We start from the raw sequence: 23,108 nt of genomic DNA, 5'->3' as shown, positions 1-23,108 counted from the left end.
ATCAAATTTTGGACGAGATCGCGATCGCTCACCGCGAAAATTAACGTCTCAATTACCGTCGATCGTTACCGAGTCTGGCCTAGAATTTAATTACTTGCATTTAGTTTAGTTAGGATCTCGCTCCTTATGACCCAGACAGTTAGCATCTATCCTGATCGAGAGGCACTGATCGCGGCCACTTTGACATTGATAATCGATCGAATTCGGATGGCAGTTCAAGATCGCCAATCTTGCGCGATCGCGCTGTCTGGTGGTTCGACTCCGCAACCATTGTACGCGGCTCTTGCCCATACCGATCTACCCTGGGAGCGAATCCACATTTTTTGGGGTGACGAACGTTATGTGGCAGCGAGTCATCCCGACAGTAACTATGGAATGACCAAACGAGTTTGGCTGGATCTGGTACCGATTCCGACAGCTAATGTCCATCCGATGCGGACGGATTTTGCCGATCCTCAATTGGCTGCTGCGGATTACGAGCGTCAGCTTGCGGCTCATTTTGGCCTAGCAACGGGGGAATTTCCGGCTTTCGATCTGATGCTCCTGGGGATGGGTGATGATGGGCATACAGCCTCTTTATTCCCTCATACAGCGGCTTTGTCAGTAGTCGATCGATCGGTAACTATCGGTGACAAAGATGGTCAGCCCCGATTGACGTTGACCTTTCCCACGATCGATCGCGCTCGGAGCACGATCTTTCTGGTCGCTGGTGCGAGTAAGCAAGCCGCTTTAGCCGAAGTCTTTGCCCCCACTGGCGATGCAGCTGCCTATCCCTCCCGGGGCATCAAGCCCCAAGGCGAGTTACTGTGGCTGCTCGATGCCCCTGCTGGGGATAAATTAGCCATCCGCACCTAAGAGATCGGTACCGATCTTTTAGGTGCGAAGTTGGAGCTAGCTGGCATCTAGACTCTAGACTCGATCGCCTGTCAGTGGGCGGAGTCTTAACAACTTCGCAGCTAACACTAAATTAGTAACAAACTGCGATTCTCACTACAAACATGGGCACCCTGAAGGAACTGAATCGAGATCGAGGTTTGACTGCGCCTGCTCTGATGAAGATTGAGGGCGAAGATCGCCAGTCTAATTCTGCTAAAATCTAAGCGGGTTGAGTCTTGAAAACTTAAAATCTAATTTGTTCACGATCGTCTGTCCCAACTGCAAACATGAGAAACCTCTTTAGTTTATGATTGTCTGTCCCAACTGCAAACATGAGAACCCTCAAGGCGCAACTAACTGCGAAGCTTGTTATACAGCCTTGCCAGCTACGAAAGCTTGCCCAAGCTGCGGCGCATCGATTCAACTCGACGCTACATTTTGCGGACAGTGCGGTCATAACCTGAAATTGGCAGAGTCGAAATTACCGATCCTGCTACATCCTCCTGCTGTGGCCGCGATCGATCCCGTACCGGTAGCCGTCAATACTGTCGATTTACCACCGACAATATTGACCGATCCAGAAGCCGATTTGTTTGCACCGCCCATTCCGCAGATCGAGACTCCAATTAGCGAAACATCCGTACCGCCCATTACACCCATCGAGACTCCCACTAGCGAGGCGTCTGCACCACTAATTTCTGCACCACTGATTAACGAGCCGGACAATATTATGGCTCCGACGCTCGTTCCTGCGGCAGTAGAGATCCCACTAGTACCGACACCAGAGCCACCCCCAGCCATCGAGCAGCCATTAGTCAGCCGGCAACTATTGCATCTGCAAACAAATACAATTTTGGAAATCCTGCCCCATCTGCAAGTAATTCATGTGGGTAAACCAAATGAAACGATCGCGCCCGATATCGATGTATCGAGCTTTCCTTGCGCGGAAGTAGTATCGAGAATTCATGCCAATATCCAAGTGGAAAACGATCTCTACTACATCGAAGATGCTGGCAGTGCCAATGGTACTTATATCAACCATAATGTCTTAGCCAAAGGCAATCGTCATTTATTGCGGGATGGGGATCGGATTGGCTTGGGCAAAGGAGATTTAGTCACTTTCATCTTTCAAGCACCCGCCGTCTAACCAGTGACAATCGACTGCGTGAATTGTTCGATTCGATCGATTAATTTAGTATTTGCTGATTCTGGTTGTAGCTGATTTGCGATCAAATTTTAAGTCTGCTGCATCCAGTTTTGAGGCCAAGTTTACTAAATTTAAGTAGTTCCATTCTTGTCAGTCATTATCGAATATGTCCGCGATCGTTCTCAGTCTGCTTAATTCAGTTCCCGTACAAAGTTGGACATTTGAACCTGAAGGTGTCGTCCGGATCGGACGAGCGACAGACAATCAGGTGGTGTTGTTTAGTGCTGTTGTCTCTCGCCATCATGCCGAGTTGCGGTGGCATGAAGTTAATGGTTGGCAATTAGTCAATATCAGTGCGAATGGAACTTATGTAGAGGGTGAAGCCATCAAAGAAATCGCTGTAGCCAACGGCATGGTCATTCGATTAGCGACATCGGGGCCAAAAATCCAAATCGCCGTCAAAACCTAAATAGAGCGCAGTCGAGATAGACTGCGCTCTATTGAGGATGTAAGTATTTGGTGCTAGCTGAGTTTAGGTTCGTAACTGGACGGGCATCACCAGGTAAGTCATTTTCACACCACCCAGGGGAGTGAGAATTACCGGTTCGAGCGGGCCATTGAGACTGATCGTAATTTCCTGAGTCAGGAGTGTCTTTAAGCCATCCATCAGATATTTAATATTAAAAGCAATATCTAAATCTGCACCAGAAACTTGTCCGGCGAGAGATTCTCTCCCACTGCCGAGATCCTGACTTTCGACCGACAAAGCGATCGATTGACTGGCACTATCAATGCTAAATTTGACTAAATTAGTCTTGTCGGCAAGTACGGCAATCCGTTCGAGGGCACTGAGTAATTGTTTTCGATCGAGGGTAATCTGGCGTTGGAACTGTTTGGGAATCAGTAACCGATAATCGGGATATTTGCCTTCTAGCGTCCTGGTGGTTAATTTGCGATCGCCCCAACCAAACACTACCTGCCCTTGTTCCAGTTGTAATCCCAGTCTGTCCTCATCCTGGCCAGAACCCAGCATTTTCTCCAGTTCGCGTAAGGCTTTAGCCGGGACGGTGACTTCAAACGATCCCATGCTCGGATTTGCTACCGATTCGGCATCAGAGTCTCCATCTGCTGAATCAGCATCATTGGGATAAACTTCGACAATACCTAAGCGATGCCCATCAGTGGCGGCAAATTCCAATCGCTCCGGCTCGACCTTGAGATAGACTCCCGTGAGCACTTGCTTGCTTTCGTCCTGGCTACAGGCGACGAGAGACCCCTTTAAACCATCGATAAAGGCTGTCGCTGAGAGTTGATTGGTTTCACCTTGTTCGATCGATGGGAGTTCGGGAAATTCTTCTGCACTCATGCCTCGCACTTGGTACCTACCCGACTCAGAGGTAATCGTCACCAGATTTTCCCCAGCTTCATCATCGAGGGTAATCTCGCCACTAGGGAGTTTGGCGACGATATCATTTAACAATTTTGCTGGTAGCGTCAGCATGCCGGATTCTGCTACCTGGGCACTAAAGTTAGTTTGAATGCCCAGGCTCAGATCGAATCCTGTCAGTTGGATCGTATCTGGATTGGTGGTGGCTTCGAGCTTGATATTTGCCAAGACTGGATGGGTGGGGCGAGTGGAGACAGCGCGGCTCACTAACGCTAAGTTAATATTTAGATCGTGCTGAGTGCAGACAAATTTCATGAATTAGTGGATAGTGAATAGTGAATAGTGAATAGTAGATCGCACCCAAGCATGAGATGGCACTGTTATCCATCCAGATTTAAACTTGTTTCAAGTGTCAATCCATTCTTAGCTATTGTTTTACTTAGCTAGTACTTGGAGCTTGAAAAAGTCGAGATCGGCGATCGTTTGCTCGATCGTATAGCCAGCCATTTTGAGACTATCAGGCACTTGCTCGATCGGTTCGCCAGCATCCAGCCAGACTTCTAACATTTCGCCAGCAGCCATCTGTTCGAGCTTCATTTTCGTGCGGACAAAGTTGATCGGACAAGGGGTGCCGCGTAAGTCTAGTTGAGTCATAAATTAGTGAATAGTGGATAGTGACTAGTTGATAGTGACAAGATAGCGATCGGTAAATAACAAATAACTACTATTCACTATTCACCGTTCACTATCCACTACTTAAAGACATTACCGAAGATACTGCCAATTCCACCTTTGCCGACCCGATCACCACGAATTTTGGCGAGCTTTTCGAGGAGTTCGCGTTCTTCGGGATTAACTTTGGCAGGGATGTCGATTTGGAGCGTGAGTAAATGATCGCCGCGACTGACTTCATTACCTAGGCGGGGTACACCTTTTTGTTCGAGCTTGAGGACGGTGTTCGGCTGAATGCCAGCCGGAATATTTAACTCGGTGGGGCCATCGACAGTAGAAATCTGGATATGACTGCCGAGAATTGCTTGGAGATAACTAATCTTGACTTGGGAGAGGATATTAATCCCCTCACGCCGAAACTCGGCATCTTCCTCGACGTGGAGATAGACGTACAGATCTCCTGAAGGGCCGCCGCGCAAGCCAGCATCGCCTTCTTTGCCAATCCGCAGTTTGGTTCCGTTATCGACACCTTTGGGAATGGAGATTTTGAGTTTCTTGGTTTCCTGCTTGCGTCCCGCACCGTTACACACTTCGCATTTGTCTTCGATGACTTGACCGTCACCATTACAGGTTGGACAGACGGAAACTTGGGTAAAGTTACCAAACGGCGTGCGGGTATTCCGCCGAACTTGTCCGGCACCGCCACAGGTGCTACAGGGTTGGGGTTGAGAACCTGGCTTGGCTCCGGTACTTTTGCAGGGAGTGCAGGATTCGAGGTGGGGAATCCGAATTTCTTTCTCGCCACCAAAGATGGCTTCTTTAAACTCTAGTTTGAGGTCGAGGCGTAAATCTTCACCTCTGGCTGGTCCATTCCGCCGCCGCGTGGCTTGTTGCTGTCCGCCCTGATTGCCAAAGCCATTAAAAAAGGCATCGAAGATATCGGCAGCGAAGCCGCCCATGTCGCCCATGTCACCATATCCAGCCGGAGCGCCGCCACCCGATGAGACTCCAGCTTCACCAAAGCGATCGTACCGCGCGCGGAGTTCTGGTTCGGAGAGGACTTCGTTGGCACGATTGATTTCTTTAAAAGTATCTTCTGCCCCAGGTTCTTTGTTGACATCTGGGTGATATTTCCGCGCCAGTCGCCGATAGGCGCGCTTAATCTCTTCTTGATCGGCATCTCTGGAGGTGCCGAGAATTTCGTAATAGTCGCGTGCCATACAGAGGTTTTATCTTACAAGGAGTGTTTGGAAGCAGAATCGGGGGCTAAGGTAAAAGTAGATCTTTGATCGAAATATGCAGGCAAAACTCGTTGGTCTACTCGACTAGGCACGATCGGCGACCGGGCTTGTGGTGAGAGCAGCCGTTGGAGCCAACTGAAGCTGCCGAGCAAGTTGTGGATGCTGTGTTGAGATTCCCCTAATTACTCAAATTCAGCTCGGTTTAGTTGTCTAAACCGACCTGGAGATTTCGACCGCATCGAACGCCGATCGACCATGAATTCGGGAATTCGATCCTTATTGTAAAGGAATCAGGTCTGGGGGATGGAGTATTAACCGTAATGCTCCAGTACCTAATTCCCATGTTCTACTCTACTACCTCGTAATCAGTAGTCGCTGTCTCATCATCATAATCTAATGTGAGTGTACTCGATACCTTCTTGGCTGGTGGTGGCGGTGGTGGCGGTGGGGCGGCGGCACGACTGAGGGGTGCGTGGCGTTTGACCTCTCCATTGGCATTTGGCGGCGGTGTAGAGCTAGAGGAGCTGGAGCTGCTGGGAATCGTGCCTTGTTGATAGACAGCCGTGCCCATCGCGAAGATCTCTTGCTGGAGCTTATCGATCGCTTGTTGGACGTTCTCTAAGTTAGCTGATGGTTCGAGTAGCAACATTTGCAGGGCTTTGGCAGTAGTTTCGGCTTGTTCGCGCAGCCTATCGTCGATCAGGTGACCGTTATCTTTGACAGCCGTATCGTAGGTGTGGAACAGGGCGTCGGCCTGGTTTTTGAGTTCCACCAGTTGGAGTCGTCGCCAGTCATCTTGGGCGTAAGTTTCGGCTTCTTTGCGCATCCGCTCGATGTCTACTTTGTTGAGACCGCCCGTGTTGGTAATCGCAACGGTTTGCTCGCGACCCGTGCCGCGATCTTGAGCGGCGACTTTGAGAATGCCATTGACATCGATATCGAAGGAAACTTCGATTTTGGGGACACCACGGGGCGCGGGCGGGATGCCAGTGAGCAAGAAGCGACCGAGACTTTTATTGTCTTTGGCCATGGCGCGTTCGCCTTGAAGGACGTGGATTTCGACGGAGGTTTGACCGTCGGTGGCGGTGGAGAATTCTTGACCTTTACTCGTGGGAATTGTCGTGTTGCGTTCGATGATTTTGGTGAAGACTTCACCTAGCGTCTCAATGCCGAGCGAGAGAGGGGTGACATCGAGGAGCAGGACGTCTTTGACATCGCCACCCACGACACCAGCCTGCACCGCAGCACCCATTGCGACAGCTTCATCGGGATTGACCGATCGATCGAGTTCTTTACCGCCAAAAAAGTCTTGAATGGCGCGTTGGACGGCGGGAATCCGCGTCGAACCACCGACGAGCAAAATCCGGTCGATATCTTTAGTTTGGAGATCGGCATCTTTGAGGGCGCGCTGGACTGGTTCGAGGGTTGATTCGATCAGTTTGGCGACCATTTCCTCAAATTTAGTCCGCGTCAGCTCGACCTCTAAGTGTTTGGGGCCTTGGGCGTTAGCGGCGATAAAGGGGAGGTTGATCGAGGTATTCATCATCGTCGAGAGTTCGACTTTGGCTTTCTCGGCGGCTTCGCGCAACCGTTGGAGTGCCATTTTATCTTTCAATAGATCGATGCTTTCGGTCGTGCGGAAGTGTTTGATCAGCCAGCGGACGATTTCATTATCAAAATCATCGCCACCCAAATGGTTGTTACCAGAGGTCGCTTTAACTTCATAGATCCCGTTACCCAGTTGCAAGATCGAGACATCAAATGTGCCCCCACCCAAGTCAACGACCATGATTTTTTGTTCGGTGTCGGCGTTGCCCAAACCGTAAGCTAGTGCCGCCGCTGTCGGTTCATTGATAATCCGTAACACTTCTAGTCCGGCGATCGTCCCGGCATCCTTAGTGGCTTGGCGTTGGGCGTCGGTAAAATAAGCTGGCACCGTGATCACCGCTTGTTCGATCGGATGTCCCAAGAAATTTTGGGCATCTTTCTTGAGCTTTTGGAGGATCATCGCTGATACCTCTTGGGGTGTATAGGTCCGACCGCGAATTTGCACGTCAACAGTATTATCCCGCCCTTTAATACAATTGTAGGGGACACGATTGCGTTCTGTATCTGTGTCTTCCCACCGCCGACCGATAAAGCGTTTGATACTATATACGGTATTTTCCGCATTCGTGACGCCTTGGCGTTTGGCTAGTTGGCCGACTAGTTGCTCTCCACCTTTGGCAAATCCAATGATACTAGGAGTGGTGCGACCACCCTCCGCATTGGAGATCACTACAGGGATACCGCCTTCTAGAACAGAAACGCAGCTATTGGTTGTACCGAGGTCGATGCCGATGACTTTTGCCATAAAATTGAGGCAATACTTAGAGGATGAAAAAACGGGGGATCGAGAATTCGCTAGCTAGTGGCAATCGGTGAAGTCGAGGCTCTAGGGGAGCGGTGACGCCAACGCGATCGAGGATCGACTACCATTACAGCAGTCGATGCTCTAGCACGAGGATTAGTTATCGACAGCGTCAAAATTAGTCGCATCGTCTGCCGACAACTGTTCTGGTGGTGCCGCGACCTTGACTAGGGAATGCCGCAAAATGCGATCGCCCAGGTAATAGCCGCGTTGCAGTTCCTCAATTACAGTGCCTTCGGGATGTTCTTCCGTGGGCTGACGCATCACGGCTTCATGCAAGTTGGGATCGAATTGCTGGCCTTCAGGGCGCATGGGGGACACGCCAATCCGCTTGAGACTTTCAACCAATTGCTTATAAACACCTTGATAGCTTTTGTGAATGGCCATTTCGCCCTCATTTTGAGGCTTGATTTGGGTTCTAGCTCTTTCAAAGTTGTCTACAACACTCAACAATTCGCTAATCGTGGTCTGTTTGGTGCGGAGTTCCGTTTCCTCTTTTTCCTTACTGTTGCGCTTGCGGAAGTTGTCAAAATCGGCAGCAATTCTCAGATACTGACTTTGGAAGGCATCGCGTTGATTGGAGATTTCCGCAAGCTGCGCCGTCAGTGACTGGATGTCTGGTGACTTAGTCGCAGGTTCGGGCGTTGGCTGTGGTGGCGGTGGGGTCGTCGCGGCTGTTTCGGCAGGGCTAACAGTTTCCTCAACCGTCCCCGCTGAATTAGGCGGCACGGTCGATGGTTCGTTCCCATCGGTGGCTACGTTATGAGGCTGTGAAGCCATCGTTTCGCCAGCAGGAGGTGGGGATTCGATGTCTAATGGCAGTGGGGATGAGATGTGCTCATCACCTGGTGTAGTTGGCTGTTGTGGGGTCTCACTCATCGTTCATTCATTCTCTGTTAACAGACTGCTAAGCAATTTTCGATCCTAGCTGCTCCAGTGGAGATACTAGGCGATCGAGTGTGTGCAAGCCCATGATTAATTCTTAAAATACATACTTTACATATATAAAATATATACCGGCAAGAAAGGCTAATTCAGTGAATCTGCCTTTTGAGTATAAATCTGATTTGGGTCGATCGTCCGCTTTTCGCAAATTAGTAAGGATTAGCGATCGCTTAAGTAGCGGGCGTCTTTACACAATCGGCGGCATTGGTACGGTTGAAAGTTGCGCTCACCAACCTGATGATTCGATCGGCATTACCGTAGATCGAAACGGTGGTGAGCGCAACTTGAATGTTCTCATTTTATAGTGCCCAAGTTGTTGACAGAAACTACCATCGTGCGGCTGGGCATGATCAGTCGCGTGCGGGGCGATCCCAAACTCGATCGATGCCGCGATCTCCCTAGATATTTACTTAAGCTAGCAGATTTTGCGCTTATCGATAGATTCGGTTGCAGAATGGGCATACTGTAAAGCTAAGGAGATATCTACAGTAGCTATGACTCAATCTTCATCGCCCAAACTGTCAATCATCGTCCGCAATGACTTTTCGCCATTTGGCAACAAGCTGATTCAATCGGGTTATGTCAACGCCGAACAGCTCAAACAAGCTTTGGTTGACAGTCGCGCCAAAAACCATCCGCTGACGGAAGTTTTGGAGTCCTTGACTGGTAAATCTTTGCCGGCGGAGTTGCAGCATCAATATAAAAAACAACAGTTATTCGAGCTGAAAATTGTCTATGGTTTGAATGCGGTCGATATCGCTTCTGCCAAAATCGACAAGATCCAAGTTCGCGAATTAATCAATACTTTTATCTCTGCTGATAGTTGTCGGCAACTAAAATTATTACCGATCGGTAGATTGGAGGGCGATCCGCCCATTTTAACAGTGGCGATGATCAAGCCAGACGATCTCCAAGCCAAAAACGATCTCGATAAAATTCTCCGTCCCCATGGCATTGCTTGGCGCAGTGAAGTCATCGCTCCTGAAGATTATCAAAAACTCCTCGATGGCTATTTAGACGAGCGGATTCAACAGGATGCTGCCGACAATTCCCAAAAACATCTCAGCGTCGAAATGGAAAATTTCGATGCGCCAGAACTGGGAAATGCCGAAGATGAACTCAATGACGAAATTGACGTTCAAGGCGCAGAAGCAGCTCCCGTGGTCAAATTGGTCAACCAAATCTTGGCCAAAGGATTGCTCGAAAAAGTATCGGATATTCACATCGAACCCCAGGAAGAGGGTTTGAGAGTGAGATTTCGTAAGGATGGGGTCTTACGCCAGACGTTCCCAATTCTGCCCAAGCACATCATTCCCGCCGTGATTTCACGGTTTAAAATCATTGCCGAACTGGATATTGCCGAGCGGCGATTGCCCCAGGATGGCCGGATTCGCCGGACATTTGAGGGACGGAAGGTCGATTTCCGAGTCAGTACGCTGCCTGGCCGCTACGGTGAGAAGGTCTGTATGCGGATTTTGGACAATGCCTCTACCCAACTCGGTTTAGATAAGCTAATTAGCGATCTCCCCACCTTAGAAATCGTGCGGGAAATGGGTAGTCGTCCCTTTGGCTTGATTCTGGTGACCGGACCGACCGGATCGGGTAAATCGACCACTCTCTATTCGTTGCTAGCCGAACAAAACGATCCGGGCGTGAATATCAGTACGGCGGAAGACCCGATCGAGTATGCGCTACCTGGCATCAACCAAGTTCAAGTCATTCGCGAAAAAGGGATGAACTTTGCCTCGATCCTCCGGGCCTTCATGCGGCAAGATCCTGACATTATCTTGGTGGGAGAAACCCGCGACCAAGAGACGGCTAAAACCTCGATGGAAGCTGCCCTGACCGGTCACATGGTCATGACGACCTTACACACGAATGATGCGGCAGGATCGATTACCAGGCTGGATGAGATGGGTGTAGAACCATTCATGGTTTCGGCCGCCCTCATTGGTGTCGTCGCTCAACGACTACTCCGCCGCGTCTGCAAAGATTGCCGAATTCCCTACAATCCTACTCGCGAAGAACTTAGTCGCTTTGGACTATCTGCGTCCAAAGATACTGTCGTCACCTTCTATAAAGCCAAGGAGCTAAATAATGGTGAGATTGAGGCTGCCAAAGCTTGTGGCGAACTTTGCAACAATTGCAATGGGATCGGTTATCGCGGTCGGACAGGTGTGTATGAAGTGATGCAAATCACCGATGAAATCGCCGCCCTAATTAACCAACGCGCTCCTTCCGTCTTGATCAAGGAAACCGCCGTCCAACAAGGGATGAAAACGCTGCTAGCGTATAGTCTCCAGATGGTACAAGAAGGTCATACCACTCTCGATGAAGTCGAACGCGTTACCTTCACTGACTCCGGCTTAGAAGCCGAACTCAAAGCCAAGCGCAAAACTACCCTCGTCTGCGTCACCTGCGCTGGCGAACTCAAGCCAGAATGGCTGGATTGTCCGTATTGTATGACCGCGAGATTTAGTGATTAGTGAATAGTGGATAGTGAATAGTGAATAGAAGGACGCTAGCGTCCTAACATCTAAAACCTAAAACTTAAATCACCATCCACTATCCACTATCCACTATCCACTATCCACTATCCACTATCCACTATCCACTAAACCCCACTCCCTAGAATTATGTCCGAACTAATGATCGAAGACCTGATGGAGCAGCTCGTTGAAATGGGTGGTTCCGACATGCACATTCAAGCTGGTGCGCCAGTTTATTTCCGCGTCAGCGGTAAACTCGCACCCGTTGGTGAAGAACCACTCAGTCCCCAGGACTGCCAAAAACTGATCTTTAGTATGCTGAATAATACTCAGCGGAAAGAACTCGAACAGACGTGGGAAATCGACTGTTCTTATGGTGTCAAAGGATTGGCGCGGTTTCGGGTCAATGTTTATAAAGAACGCGGTTGTTATGCGGCTTGCTTGCGCGCGCTATCTTCCAAAATCCCCAACTTCGACCAGATGGGATTACCTGATATCGTCCGCGAGATGAGCGGTCGCCCTAGAGGTCTGATCTTGGTAACTGGGCCGACGGGTTCGGGTAAAACGACCACCATGGCCGCGATGATCGATCTGATCAACCGCACTCGTGCCGAGCATATTCTGACGATCGAAGATCCGGTCGAGTATGTGTTCCCCAATATCAAAAGCCTGATCCACCAGCGTCAAAAGGGTGAAGATACCAAAACCTTCTCCAACGCTCTCCGAGCGGCCTTACGGGAAGATCCAGACGTGATTCTGGTAGGAGAATTGCGGGATTTAGAAACGATTAGTTTGGCGATTAGTGCTGCCGAAACCGGACACTTGGTCATGGGTACCCTCCATACCAGTTCGGCCGCGCAAACGATCGATCGGATGCTGGATGTATTCCCCCCGGAACAACAACCGCAAATTCGCGCCCAGTTATCTAACTCTCTGGTCGCGGTCTTCAGCCAAGCTCTAGTGCAAAAGAAAAAACCCAAACCAGGTGAATACGGACGCGTCCTCGTCCAGGAAATCATGATCGTTACTCCCGCAATCTCTAACCTGATTCGGGAAGGTAAAACCGCTCAAATCTATAGTGCGATTCAAACCGGAGCCAAATTAGGGATGAACACCATGGAATCGATCCTCGCTAAACATATTCGGGAAGGCACTATTTCTTTTGAAACTGGCATTGCCAAATCCTCCCGACCCGACGAACTCCAACGTCTCATTGGCTCAACCCCGATGGCGACGAATGGTCGGAATTAGTGAAGAAGTGAATAGTGAATAGTGAATAGTCAAGAGTAGATATCCTTATGCTCTTTATCCCGCTAATCACAGATCGCTATCCACTATCCACTATCCACTATCTACTTAACCCCTATTCCCTATCCCCTATTCTTATGCCAACTTTTATCGCTGAAGTCCGTGATTCCAAAGGGAATGTCAAACAAGAAAAAATTGATGCTCAAACAGTAGAATCTGCCCGAACCCAACTCAAACAGAAATATCAATTCATTCAAAATATTAGACCAGCCAAATCATTTGATATCACCAAGATCGACCTCAAAGACATCGAAGCAGCTATTAATCCAGTAACGGTTAGGGACAAAGCCGTATTTTCGCGTCAGTTTGCCGCGATGGTCAATGCTGGGGTGGCGATGGTCAGATGTCTGACCGTACTATCAGAGCAGTGTAATAATCCCAAACTGCGCAAAGTGCTCGCACAAGTCAGTATCGATGTCCAGCAGGGGATTAACCTCTCGGATGCCATGCGCCGCCATCCAGAATGCTTCGACACGCTCTATGTCAGTATGGTGCAGGCTGGCGAAGTGGGTGGGGTGCTCGATGAAGTCCTCAATCGGTTGGCTAAAGTACTAGAAGATATGTCTCGCCTGAAGAACCAAGTCAAAGGGGCAATGGCTTATCCCGTTGCGGTGGGGATTTTGGCACTTTTAGTCTTCTTGGGGATGACAATCTTCTTGATTCCCGTATTTGCAGGTATTTTCAAAGGTTTGGGGACTGAATTACCCGGTTTGACCCTGTTTATGTTGGGTGTCAGTGGTGTTTTGACTAGCTGGCTGGTGTTGATTCCGATCTCGATCGTTACGGGTTCGATTTTTGGATACACTCAATATTACAAAACCAAGATTGGTAAACTGACGATGGATCGGTTTTTCTTGAAAATGCCAATTATTGGTGACTTGAATGAAAAATCGGCAACTGCTAGATTTTGTCGGATTTTTGGGACATTAACTCGATCGGGTGTACCCATTCTCAATTCCCTCGATATCGTCCGCGATACGGCAGGTAATCAAGTAATTGCTAATGCGATCGAAAAATCCAAGCTCGAAGTTCAGCAAGGGGGGATGTTGAGTAATGCTCTCCAACGCGAAAAAGCTTTCCCATCACTGGCGATTCAAATGATCAGCATTGGTGAAGAAACTGGGGAATTAGACACCATGATGATGAAAGTTGCTGATTTCTATGAAGATGAAGTCGAGCAAGCCGTCAAAGCTCTCACCAGTGTACTCGAACCAATTATGATGGTCTTCCTAGCTGGGATGGTTGCCGTAATTCTACTTTCGATGTATTTACCAATGTTTAAAGTATTCGAGAAACTCGGTTAAAAAGTTAAAAATAAAACTAGTACTATTACAAACCCGACTTTTCTAAAAAGTGGGGTTTGTTTCTTAACCAGGATGGAAAACTTAATTATCAATTATCAACTATCAATTATCAACTAATTTATTATGTCTATTAAGCCATCAGATTACGAACAGCTTTTAGCTAAGTATAGCAACCATCATGAAGCCGTAGAACTGCTCAAGCTCTATCGTCCGTATCTAGAAATGATTCCGAGTATGAGACGATCGGAAGAAAGTCTCATTACGCTGCCTTTGCCTGTTGTCAAACTCCGTAAAGTGCCCCTAATACAGCAATTAGATTGGGTTTCACCAATTACAGCTACTGCTAAAACCAGCTTACTACCCTGCGATCTGGCCTATCTGATGTGCGATCCAGAATGGAAAATTAAAATGGGTGGCGAGATTATCATTTTTATCCATCGTCCCGAAGAAGATCTATCGGATTTGCTCGCGCGTTGGCGGCAGACGCAGGTATTATTAGACAATAATTATGAGTGGGTAATGCCCCAATATTACCAGCATATTATCGGTGAAGGTGCCGAACATGTATATCCCTTATTCGTATTATTGAATCAGACGCCCGCACGGATCGTACAGGGATTAACTGGCGCGCACTTACCATTTGTGATCGCACCAGTCGATCGCGTACATCTAAATGAATTAATTTTGCCCGAACGTGGTACCGAACTATCCGATCTCTAATTATCGATATTTTGATGAATCCGATCGAGATCTTGCGGATCGACGCCAATTTGCTGGAGATAATTACAAGCTACTTGCAATCTCTGTTCGGTAATTTCCGATCTTTCCTGTAATTGATGAAACTGAGCTTGAAGCTCAGTATTGATTTGAATTTGAGCCTGGAGTTTTTGTTCGAGTTTTTTAATCATCGACCAAGCTTGATCTGGATTAATTTCTGACTGTTTTTGTTGAATTTTTTGAGCTAGGTCAGTACTGGGATGACGATCGAAACTATCGATCGTTGGCAATGCTACTGTTGCGTCTGCTGTCTCAATGCCAGTCGTTTCGGCACGATCCGATCCACTCTGAGCCAGCCATAGCACTTTGTCATCCCGTTTGAGGATCAGTTGTCCGGCGATCGTTTTAATGGTGAAAGTACCACCAGCAACAGTGATATTCTGGACGGGATACCAGCTACTTTTGAAGCTAACCAAGATATTCATATTAAACCGTTGTTTATCTTGAAATCTTTCGGTCGGCCACCATTTTTTCCATAAAATTGCTGGATCGGTATGCAAAATTCGATATCCAGCCGGCGTCACATAATGCTTGTATTCAATAAAACCCGCCCGACTGGCATCGCCAAACATCACAAAGTCACGTTCGATCAGTAGCCGATCGATTACTTCTAAAAATGATGAACCATGTTTGACAATCACAGTTCTCGGTTTACTATTTAAGTACATAATGGCGATCGAATCGCCATTTCTAGCTAACAGTTGGGAGAGATTACCACTCACTTCCAACCGGAGATTGGCACTAGCCAAGAGTTGATTGCTACCTTGGGCAAATTTTTCAATCAGTTTAGTGTCATCTAAGTCGAAAATATTAGACATTGCCGATTTCTCGCTAATCATCTTAGTTAAAGTGGGTGGAGTGAATAGAAGGATGAACGATCGATTATTAGGTAATTAATATAAATTTTAAAAGTAACACTCGCCAGGGAAGTAATCGTTAGATTGACTGAGTGTCCGAGGATTGTCAAGCTAGCTGTTATAGACTTATCGATCGTTTACATCAATCATAACTGCGCGATCGAGCGGTTCGTATCCGACAAAAGTCGGAGATTTAAGTTACTGACTGACGATCGCGCGCAATCTCGATCGCGCCTAGTCAGCTATATCGAATGTCGAGATCTAGTCGATTTGAGAACTATCTGCAAAAAAACCACTTTACCCGAGTTTCAGTAAAGTGGTTGTAGATTCTCAATCGAGATCGATCCTATGAGCCAGCTAAGGCTTGAGCGGGCTGATTGGCTTGCTTGCGAACAGTTTCTCGCTCGACAATTTGGCGAAACTCATCCCCATCAATCGTTTCTTTGTCGATTAAGATTTCCGCCAAAATATCCATTAACCAGCGATGAGACTGAAGTAGATCGAGGGCTTGCTGATAACACTCCTTGACAATTTTACGCACCTCTCGATCGATTTGAGCCGCGATAATTTCTGAGTATTCTTGATGCTCGGTATCCATGGCCACTAATCCGAGTTCGGACATCCCCATCTGCGCCACCATCCAGCGGGCAATTTGGGTCAGGCTTTGGATATCGCTACCCGCACCAGAATCGACTTCATCTTTACCGAAGACAATTTCTTCAGCCGCCCGACCGCCAAGTTTGACGGTAATCATCGCCAACAGCTTGGCACGACTTTCCAGCCCATTCTCTTCATTTGGTGTAGACCATGTCAGTCCGATGGCTCGACCGCGTGGTAAGACGGTGACTTTTTGGAGTGGGTCGTGTTCTGTGAGCAACGTGATCAGCAAGGCATGACCGATTTCATGGTAGGCGGTCATCCGCTTAAACTTGCCATCCATTACCACCTTACCTTCCATCCCCGCCATCACCCGATCGATTGCGTCATCAATTTCGCTAATCGTAATGGCTTCTTTGTGACGGCGAGCGGTAAAGATGGCCGCTTCATTGAGCAAGTTGGCTAGATCTGCGCCGGTAAAGCCAGTCGTCCGCCGAGCAACTGCTTCGAGCGAGAGTTCGGGATCGACTTTTTTATCGCGAATATGTACTTTTAAAATCGCCAAGCGACCCTTGTAATCGGGGGGATCGACTTGAACTTGACGATCGAATCGACCGGGACGTAATAAAGCTGCATCGAGGACATCGGCACGGTTGGTAGCGGCAATGATAATTACCCCATTATTGCCCTCAAATCCGTCCATCTCGGTCAGCAATTGGTTGAGCGTCTGTTCGCGCTCATCATTACCGCCACCGATGCCTACGCCTCGCTGCCGACCGACTGCGTCGATTTCATCAATGAATACCAAGCAGGGGGCATTTTCTTTGGCTTTTTTGAATAAGTCACGGACGCGGGAGGCACCCACACCAACGAACATTTCGACGAATTCCGAACCAGAAATACTAAAGAACGGTACGCCAGCCTCACCCGCGATCGCTTTGGCCATCAATGTTTTACCTGTTCCTGGCGATCCGACCAACAGTACGCCCTTAGGAATCTTGGCACCAACGGAGGTAAACCGTTCGGGTTCTTGCAAGAATGTCACTACTTCTTGGAGTTCTTCCTTGGCTTCTTCAATCCCAGCCACATCGTCAAACATTACCCCAGTTTTCGCCTGCATCTGAAAACGGGCGCGGGATTTGCCAAAACTCATCGCTTGTCCCGAAGCATTGCCCGACCGACGAATAATCGCCGACAAGACGGTAATGACAAACACTAATAGCAGGACATTGCCAAGCAGTCCAAAAATAGCATTTTTATCGGCTGACTTCTGGAAACTATATTCGATGCCCTTGGCACTGAGCTTGCTTTGTAATTCTGAGTTGTCATCTAGCAGTGTCACTTCCTTCACCCGCAGTTTGCTACTGGCGGGGGAATCGGCGACGGTAACTTTGGCGATCTTCGTGACTGGATCGATTTCGACCTTCGATACCGTGCCGCTATTGACCTCCTTGATCAGTTCGCCATAACTAAGCGTGTTGGGATCGTTCTTGGCAAAAGCTGGGGTACTCCAGATAAGTCCCAAAGCGAGTGGCACGCCAGCCGCTAATCGCCACCATGACTGGGAAAATCGCTTTGATTTGACCTGGGAACTATTTTGCATATATTTTTCTTGTGTCCTTACACCTGCACCCGATCTGAGTATTTAGATTTAGATTTAGTCGTTAGTTCGCAACCGATCTGCCGATCGAGACTCGTCTATCTTCTAGTTTAGCTTCAGTTTTATTATTGCCATATTTATGAGCGGAATTAACATTTTATAAGATTGTGCCAATTAGGGCGAACATTAATTCAGGTAACTGTTGGGGCTTTTGCTAAGGGGGAAATTTGCTTGACCTCCGTATTGAGATTAACAAAGTAGAGTTCGATGTTCAAATCTGGGTAGCGATCGCGAATCGCCCAGTAGGCGCGACTGAGGTATTCTGTATGGGTGGCTAGCTCCAGCACGGGGTTGTCAGTCAGGCTGGGATCGATTTTGTACTTGTAGACGGAACAGTCTTGGTGATCGAGAATTAACACCTTTTTGATGTGATGGAGACGGTAGGAAATATCCAATTGATCCCAAAATGCTTCGGCATCGTACTGATGGGGCATGCCGCTCAAAGCCAGCGAAGCCCCCGCTAGTGCTGTGAAATCGTACTGTCCGCCCAAATTTTGGAGAGAGAGAAAATAGCGTTCTGCTTCCAAAATCCGATAATCGATACAACTGAGCACCAACGCCTTGGGTACTTTTGCTTCGGCTCTAGCAGCCGCAGGAGCGATCGTACTAGCTGTCATCAGCACCCCTACGCCGACAAGATGGCGGAGAAATTGACGGCGATCGGTCATCGCAGCCGCGCCCCGATCGTGCTGAAAACACTGACAACTATCCCGCATGTTAATTTGCTCTATATTTAGAAAAGTCAACTCGATTGTCTACCGGATCGAGCAGCGGCCGACGATCGGCTAAATGTTACTACTGGGTTCGCGATGTAGTTGGTTGGTTAAAGTGGTGATGTATTTATTCTACCAAAAGCTAACCCCCACAAATTCGATCGGTTGGTCTGGAGATCGCTACTTTGATCGGTGGATTGCATCCCTTCACCCCCCATTTTTTGAGACTCCCATGAGCCAGATGCTTGACGATCGAGACACTATGATATAATTACGAAGATCGCCTGTGAAGTTTTACCGACTCGTCGATCGGGCATTGAGGCTGGCAAATTGCTAGTCGTACGCCCAGATTTACCACATTCACTGTTGCCAATTTTCCCCTGTGAATGTCGGGTCTGGTCGAGATCTAACTGGCAACCCCCAGCCAAGTTTTTCGACACCTTTTAGTCCTATGTTGTCTATCCAAACGATGCCTGCATCAATCCCGAAGTTGGATGATTTATTACTCAATTCCCAGCTCGAATCATCACAACTGGCGCAAATTTCTACAGAGTTGAACGAGATCGCGACTGCCATTGCCGCATTGACTCAAATTGATCGAGTGGAATTAGCCAGAACTGCCCAAGATTTACAAATAGAATCGATCGTCTCGGACTGGCTCGATGACTGGTCTCTAGACCGACCAGCAAAGTACAAGCATTTTACCATCCAACAAATCCGCGCCTTGGTGACGATTTTCAATCAGTTGGCCGGTCAGTCCCAAGCGACGATCCGGCAGCATCTCAACTATTGGCACCAGACCATCGAATACGAACAATTACCAATTCAATCGCCAGCATTAGCCGACTATATCAACAATTTTATTACAATCTATCAAGCACGGTTTGGCAGAGACACTCATTCCTTTGAGACCCTTTCGACCATCGCCCTAAATTTATTGCTCGGACTGTTATTCTATAGCAGCCCCAACGGACACCACCGACTCTGGACGGCATTATTACAGCGATCGCATCGCCCGATCGTCCCCCCTACTGCCAGTTAGCCAAGTTTAGGATCGATATCAACTATATTTTACAGACAATTAATTATGGAAGCCGATCGATCGACCACCCGGACTTACACTGCGAATACTTGCGAACTGATCGTGTCTGGTCAAGAACTGAAGCTAGTTCGAGATCTCCAACCAGATGCCATCGATCCGGTTGATTTTTGCCTGTATTTAGAGCGATCCGAGGGGAGCGAACTCGCTCGGCTGACATTGCCAGGACAACCACAGCAATTAAACCAGCTCCAGCAAGTCGTCAGCAGTTATATTGCCGATCTAGTTGCCAAATTTCCGATCCCAGTCGCGCTCGAATCGGTGCCACCAGCCGCCGAGAGTCCAGAGCCAAGCGATGCTCAGGCAGAAGTTCATGTCGATCGGGTAGAGCGATCATCCAGATCGGGAATCCTCAAAAACTTACCAGGATTGCGGAGTAGCTTGCCAGCAGACGGCCACTCTGACGATCGATTTGACAATCGCTCTGGCGTCTCTAAAATGTTCGGTCTCCAGCCCACCCATCGGCCAGTCGAGCGTCATCCGGCAACGCACTTCGGCGCGATCGATCCTGCCGTCACACCAGCGACGCCAGATCGTCATCCCCCATACCTGACCGGATCTGGAGATCGCTCACTCGACCACTACTTGCATCTGGGTGATTTAGCAACTGCGACCGCTGGTGAAGTTGTCAGTTTATCAGCCCTTCAACTATTCGATCTGGCGATCGTCTTAGATGCATACGCCAACGCCAATCTCTCGCCAGCCGATCGGCAAAAATCAGCCACACTCAATCGGACGCTGTTCCAATCCGATCCAGTAAGCACCGCAAATACCAATCCAGCTACAGTCGATCCAGTGCAGTTGTCAAATTTCTCCAGAGGAGCAGCCGATCCAGCACAGCACCCAGTTTATTATCGCAATCGTCGCTCCCGTTCGTCATTTATGTCTGGCATTCCGTGGGCGATCGCGGCAGTGCTGGCGGTGGGCGTTCCCTTGGCAATGCTCGACCCCAATTCCAATCCGCTCAAAGACGCCGCCAACAACATCAAAATGCCCGATCTGGCGGCGACCAAGAAGTCAGCTTCAGTTCCCAACACAGCACCAGGCGCGACTAAAACCGATCTGAGTCAGAGTAATCCCACTGCCGCACTGCCAACCCCTTGGCAAGCACAGCCCGTGCAACCACCCGCCAGCACTAAACCGAGCGCAACTCCTACTGCTGGCAACCTGGGTGCTGCCCCATTACCTGAAGCACTTGGGGGTTCGAGACAAAATCCTGCCACAATTAACGGTCAAGCAGCTATTGGTACCAAACCTGCTGCCGATCCGATCTCGCCCAATCTCAATTCTAGCGGTCTACCGATCGGTACGACTACACCTCAGAGTATCGCAAAACCTGGGAGCAAAACAACTTCAGTAGTTCCCAGCCCCAAACCGGGCAGCACTCCTAAATCAGCGCCAATCCAAATCGGTCAACTCCCGATCGATCCGGCCACTGCTGGTAAAATCTCGGTTTCCAAACAACCAGTCCTCCTCCCCCCCACCGATCCGTCACCAAGCGTGACGACTACTCCCGTCACGCCAGTCCCCTTTCCCAAACCAGGACTGGATGAATCTGGCCGGATCGACCCCTTCGATCGACCCACTACTCCCAACCAGACTGGTCGCCCCAGCAAGCCAGCAGTCGCCACCAAGCCCAAACTCAAAACCGGCAAACCGCAACCCTCAGCACTCAATCCATCGCCGAATGAGCCATTTACCCCAATACCCAAAAATCCCAACCTCATCAGCCCCACCGATCGTAGTAGTACCGAAGGCAACGATCCGCAAGTCCAACCAGTCATCCCCGATCGACCCCTGCAATCTAATAATGCTACCGATCCAGCGGAAAATAACCCCACCCTTCAGGAAGCCAAACGCTATTTCCAAGGTAAGTGGAAAGCCAGCACCGCGCAGCCCAACGCGCTGCAATACGTACTCCAAGTGAGCAAAAATGGTACGGTGCGCAGTATCTCACCCCAAGGTGAAGCAGCGACTACCTACCTGCAACAGACTAAATTGATTAAAACAGGTCAAAAGTTGTTCTCTCCTGCCGCTGGTAGTAGCGACCAAAAAATTCGCATTTTGCTTCAGCCCGACGGGGGCGTAGATACTTTTACCGAACCATAGATGTTTAGTTGATAGTTGATAGTTGATAGTTGACTGCGCTGCGATTGGGTTAGGGCATACATAAATCTCTGACTCGATCGCCATCTGCCTCAAGACGGGAGCTTGAAACTCCTGCTGTTTGGAAAAGTTGCGGTCGATCTACCATTTTTGTCTTCTTCGCTCCCAACTCCCATCCAGTGGTACAGCAACTCCCAACTAATTCGAGTTAACCCTCCCGAATCGATCGGCGATCCACATTCGCGAGATTGGCAGTTTTATACTAGAATCGACAAGATCGATCGTCCATTACTGAGAACAGTTTGTGTTAAATCGTCATCGCTGGGTCATCAATCTAGTTGTAGCTGTGTCACTGCTGGCTCTAACTGGGTTTTCGTTATTTCCAATTTTTAGTTTGGTGTTAGATGGTGGTGCCGCAGTCGCCACCGAACCAAATAGTCTGTCCGCCGCGCAAACAAGTCAACTGCAATCGCAAGCTCAAGGTTACACCAAAGTCTTGCAAAGAGAGCCAGACAACCAAGTCGCGCTGAAGGGCTTGCTCGATGTGCGCCTACAATTAGGCGATATCAAAGGGAGTTTGCCCCCACTCGAAAAAATTGCCGCACTCAATCCCCAAACACCAGACTATACTGTCCTCTTAGCTCAAACCAAGCAGTATCTAGGCGATCGCGATGGTGCGACAGCTAGCTATCGAACGGTGTTAACGATTCAGCCTCAAAATATTAATGCGCTGCAAGGATTGGTCAGTTTATTAATCGATGCCAAGCGTCCAGAAGCAGCAATGGGTGCCGTTCAAACAGCTTTGAAGGCCGCGCCACCAAATACCGATCTGACGCCAGTCAAACTGCTCCAAGCGCAGATTTACCTCACCCAACAGCGCAATGCTGATGCTCTCGGTATCTATGATGCGGCGATCGAAGCCAATCGAGATGATTTTCGCCCAGTTTTGGCTAAAGCTCTAGTCTTCAAGCAAATGGGCAATCTGACGCAAGCACAGTTGCTGATGACCACAGCAGCGGGACTGGCTCCAGCCGAATATAAGGATCAGATTAGACAGTTGGCACAATCAACCCAACCACCAAAAGTGACGATCTCACCAACGGTGACGACGCCTGCGCCGATTGCCCCAACTGCCGCCCCAAGTCAGCCATTAGCTAAACCTCAACCCCAACCTGTAAAATAGTTCGATCATCGAACTAATCATCAAAAAAAGCGCTAATCGATCGATTAGCGCTTTTTTTTTGGAATTTGCGATCGATTGAAACTAAAATCAAATATGAGATCGTATTAATTCAATTTAGCGCAGCATAAAGCCTGACTAAAGATATTTAGTCAGATTGAAGTTGATTTGTTAGTGAAAATAAATTACAGAATAGCTTCTAAGCTCGACTTTATCCATTTTAAAACCTTCGTGTTGGAGACTGGCTCCCAGACTCGCTCTCGTCGAACCGACTTTTCACAGATCGATAAAACAGGCGATATTCAAAAAGTCCAACCTGCTATAACCGTTATGGCTAGAC

Annotated in this window: 18 protein-coding genes and 1 pseudogene; 10 read left to right on the top strand and 9 right to left on the bottom strand. The window is 48.7% G+C overall.

Annotated elements, in window-relative coordinates:
- The first annotated feature begins 126 nt into the window (after positions 1 to 126).
- The 3 genes from pgl to RMO27_RS06245 all read left to right on the top strand — a co-directional run bounded on the left by pgl (position 127) and on the right by RMO27_RS06245 (position 2,492).
- Positions 127 to 855 (top strand): 6-phosphogluconolactonase, encoded by a 729-nt coding sequence (pgl, locus tag RMO27_RS06255; RefSeq protein ID WP_309730623.1) that lies wholly within the window; start codon positions 127 to 129, stop codon positions 853 to 855.
- 328 nt (positions 856 to 1,183) lie between these two features.
- Positions 1,184 to 2,023 carry an FHA domain-containing protein gene (locus tag RMO27_RS06250; RefSeq protein WP_309730620.1) on the top strand — a complete coding sequence of 280 codons (840 nt, stop codon included), beginning with the start codon at positions 1,184 to 1,186 and terminating at the stop codon, positions 2,021 to 2,023.
- A gap of 166 nt (positions 2,024 to 2,189) precedes the next feature.
- Positions 2,190 to 2,492, top strand: a complete 303-nt coding sequence (locus tag RMO27_RS06245; protein WP_309730617.1) for an FHA domain-containing protein — start codon at positions 2,190 to 2,192, stop codon at positions 2,490 to 2,492.
- Positions 2,493 to 2,555: 63 nt separating this feature from the next.
- Here the strand turns inward: RMO27_RS06245 and dnaN are convergent, their stop codons facing one another.
- From dnaN to grpE, 5 genes and pseudogenes are all read right to left on the bottom strand, one after another.
- The gene (gene dnaN, locus RMO27_RS06240) at positions 2,556 to 3,725 is read right to left on the bottom strand and encodes a DNA polymerase III subunit beta (protein ID WP_309730615.1); all 1,170 of its coding nucleotides are present in this window, start codon (positions 3,723 to 3,725) and stop codon (positions 2,556 to 2,558) included.
- 120 nt (positions 3,726 to 3,845) lie between these two features.
- The gene (locus tag RMO27_RS06235; protein ID WP_309730613.1) at positions 3,846 to 4,064 is read right to left on the bottom strand and encodes a sulfurtransferase TusA family protein; all 219 of its coding nucleotides are present in this window, start codon (positions 4,062 to 4,064) and stop codon (positions 3,846 to 3,848) included.
- A 98-nt stretch (positions 4,065 to 4,162) separates the two neighbouring features.
- Positions 4,163 to 5,302, bottom strand: coding sequence for a molecular chaperone DnaJ (gene dnaJ, locus RMO27_RS06230; RefSeq protein WP_309730611.1), 1,140 nt, complete (start codon positions 5,300 to 5,302; stop codon positions 4,163 to 4,165).
- Positions 5,303 to 5,669: 367 nt separating this feature from the next.
- A complete protein-coding gene (dnaK, locus tag RMO27_RS06225; RefSeq protein ID WP_309730609.1) occupies positions 5,670 to 7,676 on the bottom strand; it encodes a molecular chaperone DnaK in 2,007 nt (668 codons plus the stop codon).
- Between the two features lie 153 nt (positions 7,677 to 7,829).
- A pseudogene (grpE, locus tag RMO27_RS06220) lies at positions 7,830 to 8,501 on the bottom strand (nucleotide exchange factor GrpE); the annotation flags it as partial.
- Positions 8,502 to 9,172: 671 nt separating this feature from the next.
- On the opposite strand from grpE, the gene RMO27_RS06215 reads away from it, so the two are divergent.
- From RMO27_RS06215 to RMO27_RS06200, 4 genes are all read left to right on the top strand, one after another.
- Positions 9,173 to 11,164: a GspE/PulE family protein gene (locus tag RMO27_RS06215; protein WP_309730605.1), complete on the top strand. Its 1,992-nt coding sequence runs from the start codon at positions 9,173 to 9,175 to the stop codon at positions 11,162 to 11,164.
- 150 nt (positions 11,165 to 11,314) lie between these two features.
- On the top strand, positions 11,315 to 12,418 hold the full coding sequence (locus RMO27_RS06210; RefSeq protein ID WP_309730603.1) for a type IV pilus twitching motility protein PilT: 1,104 nt from the start codon (positions 11,315 to 11,317) through the stop codon (positions 12,416 to 12,418).
- 134 nt (positions 12,419 to 12,552) lie between these two features.
- Positions 12,553 to 13,779 (top strand): type II secretion system F family protein, encoded by a 1,227-nt coding sequence (locus RMO27_RS06205; protein ID WP_309730601.1) that lies wholly within the window; start codon positions 12,553 to 12,555, stop codon positions 13,777 to 13,779.
- A 123-nt stretch (positions 13,780 to 13,902) separates the two neighbouring features.
- Entirely contained in the window at positions 13,903 to 14,499 is a 597-nt protein-coding gene (locus tag RMO27_RS06200) for a hypothetical protein (protein WP_309730598.1), read from the top strand.
- Here the strand turns inward: RMO27_RS06200 and RMO27_RS06195 are convergent.
- The 4 genes from RMO27_RS06195 to RMO27_RS06180 all read right to left on the bottom strand — a co-directional run bounded on the left by RMO27_RS06195 (position 14,496) and on the right by RMO27_RS06180 (position 18,823).
- Positions 14,496 to 15,374 carry a hypothetical protein gene (locus tag RMO27_RS06195; protein ID WP_309730596.1) on the bottom strand — a complete coding sequence of 293 codons (879 nt, stop codon included), beginning with the start codon at positions 15,372 to 15,374 and terminating at the stop codon, positions 14,496 to 14,498. The two genes, RMO27_RS06200 and RMO27_RS06195, sit on opposite strands and share 4 nt — an antisense overlap.
- Before the next feature lie 385 nt (positions 15,375 to 15,759).
- Positions 15,760 to 17,613 carry an ATP-dependent zinc metalloprotease FtsH gene (ftsH, locus tag RMO27_RS06190; RefSeq protein ID WP_309730594.1) on the bottom strand — a complete coding sequence of 618 codons (1,854 nt, stop codon included), beginning with the start codon at positions 17,611 to 17,613 and terminating at the stop codon, positions 15,760 to 15,762.
- 188 nt (positions 17,614 to 17,801) lie between these two features.
- Positions 17,802 to 18,386: a carbonic anhydrase gene (locus RMO27_RS06185; protein WP_309730592.1), complete on the bottom strand. Its 585-nt coding sequence runs from the start codon at positions 18,384 to 18,386 to the stop codon at positions 17,802 to 17,804.
- 257 nt (positions 18,387 to 18,643) lie between these two features.
- Positions 18,644 to 18,823, bottom strand: coding sequence for a hypothetical protein (locus tag RMO27_RS06180; protein WP_309730590.1), 180 nt, complete (start codon positions 18,821 to 18,823; stop codon positions 18,644 to 18,646).
- 29 nt (positions 18,824 to 18,852) lie between these two features.
- On the opposite strand from RMO27_RS06180, the gene RMO27_RS06175 reads away from it, so the two are divergent.
- The 3 genes from RMO27_RS06175 (at position 18,853) to RMO27_RS06165 (ending at position 22,771) form a co-directional block, all read left to right on the top strand.
- Complete coding sequence (locus tag RMO27_RS06175) at positions 18,853 to 19,425, top strand: DUF3038 domain-containing protein (protein ID WP_309730588.1); 573 nt, start codon at positions 18,853 to 18,855, stop codon at positions 19,423 to 19,425.
- 45 nt (positions 19,426 to 19,470) lie between these two features.
- Positions 19,471 to 21,591 carry a DUF4335 domain-containing protein gene (locus RMO27_RS06170; RefSeq protein WP_309730586.1) on the top strand — a complete coding sequence of 707 codons (2,121 nt, stop codon included), beginning with the start codon at positions 19,471 to 19,473 and terminating at the stop codon, positions 21,589 to 21,591.
- 301 nt (positions 21,592 to 21,892) lie between these two features.
- Entirely contained in the window at positions 21,893 to 22,771 is an 879-nt protein-coding gene (locus RMO27_RS06165) for a tetratricopeptide repeat protein (protein ID WP_309730584.1), read from the top strand.
- The last annotated feature ends 337 nt before the right edge of the window (positions 22,772 to 23,108 follow it).

It is taken from the genome of Chamaesiphon sp. OTE_75_metabat_556 (assembly GCF_031378165.1).
Taxonomy (GTDB): domain Bacteria; phylum Cyanobacteriota; class Cyanobacteriia; order Cyanobacteriales; family Chamaesiphonaceae; genus Chamaesiphon.
Note: the sequence above shows the minus strand (reverse complement) of the source record. Positions and strands in the feature narration are given on the sequence as shown.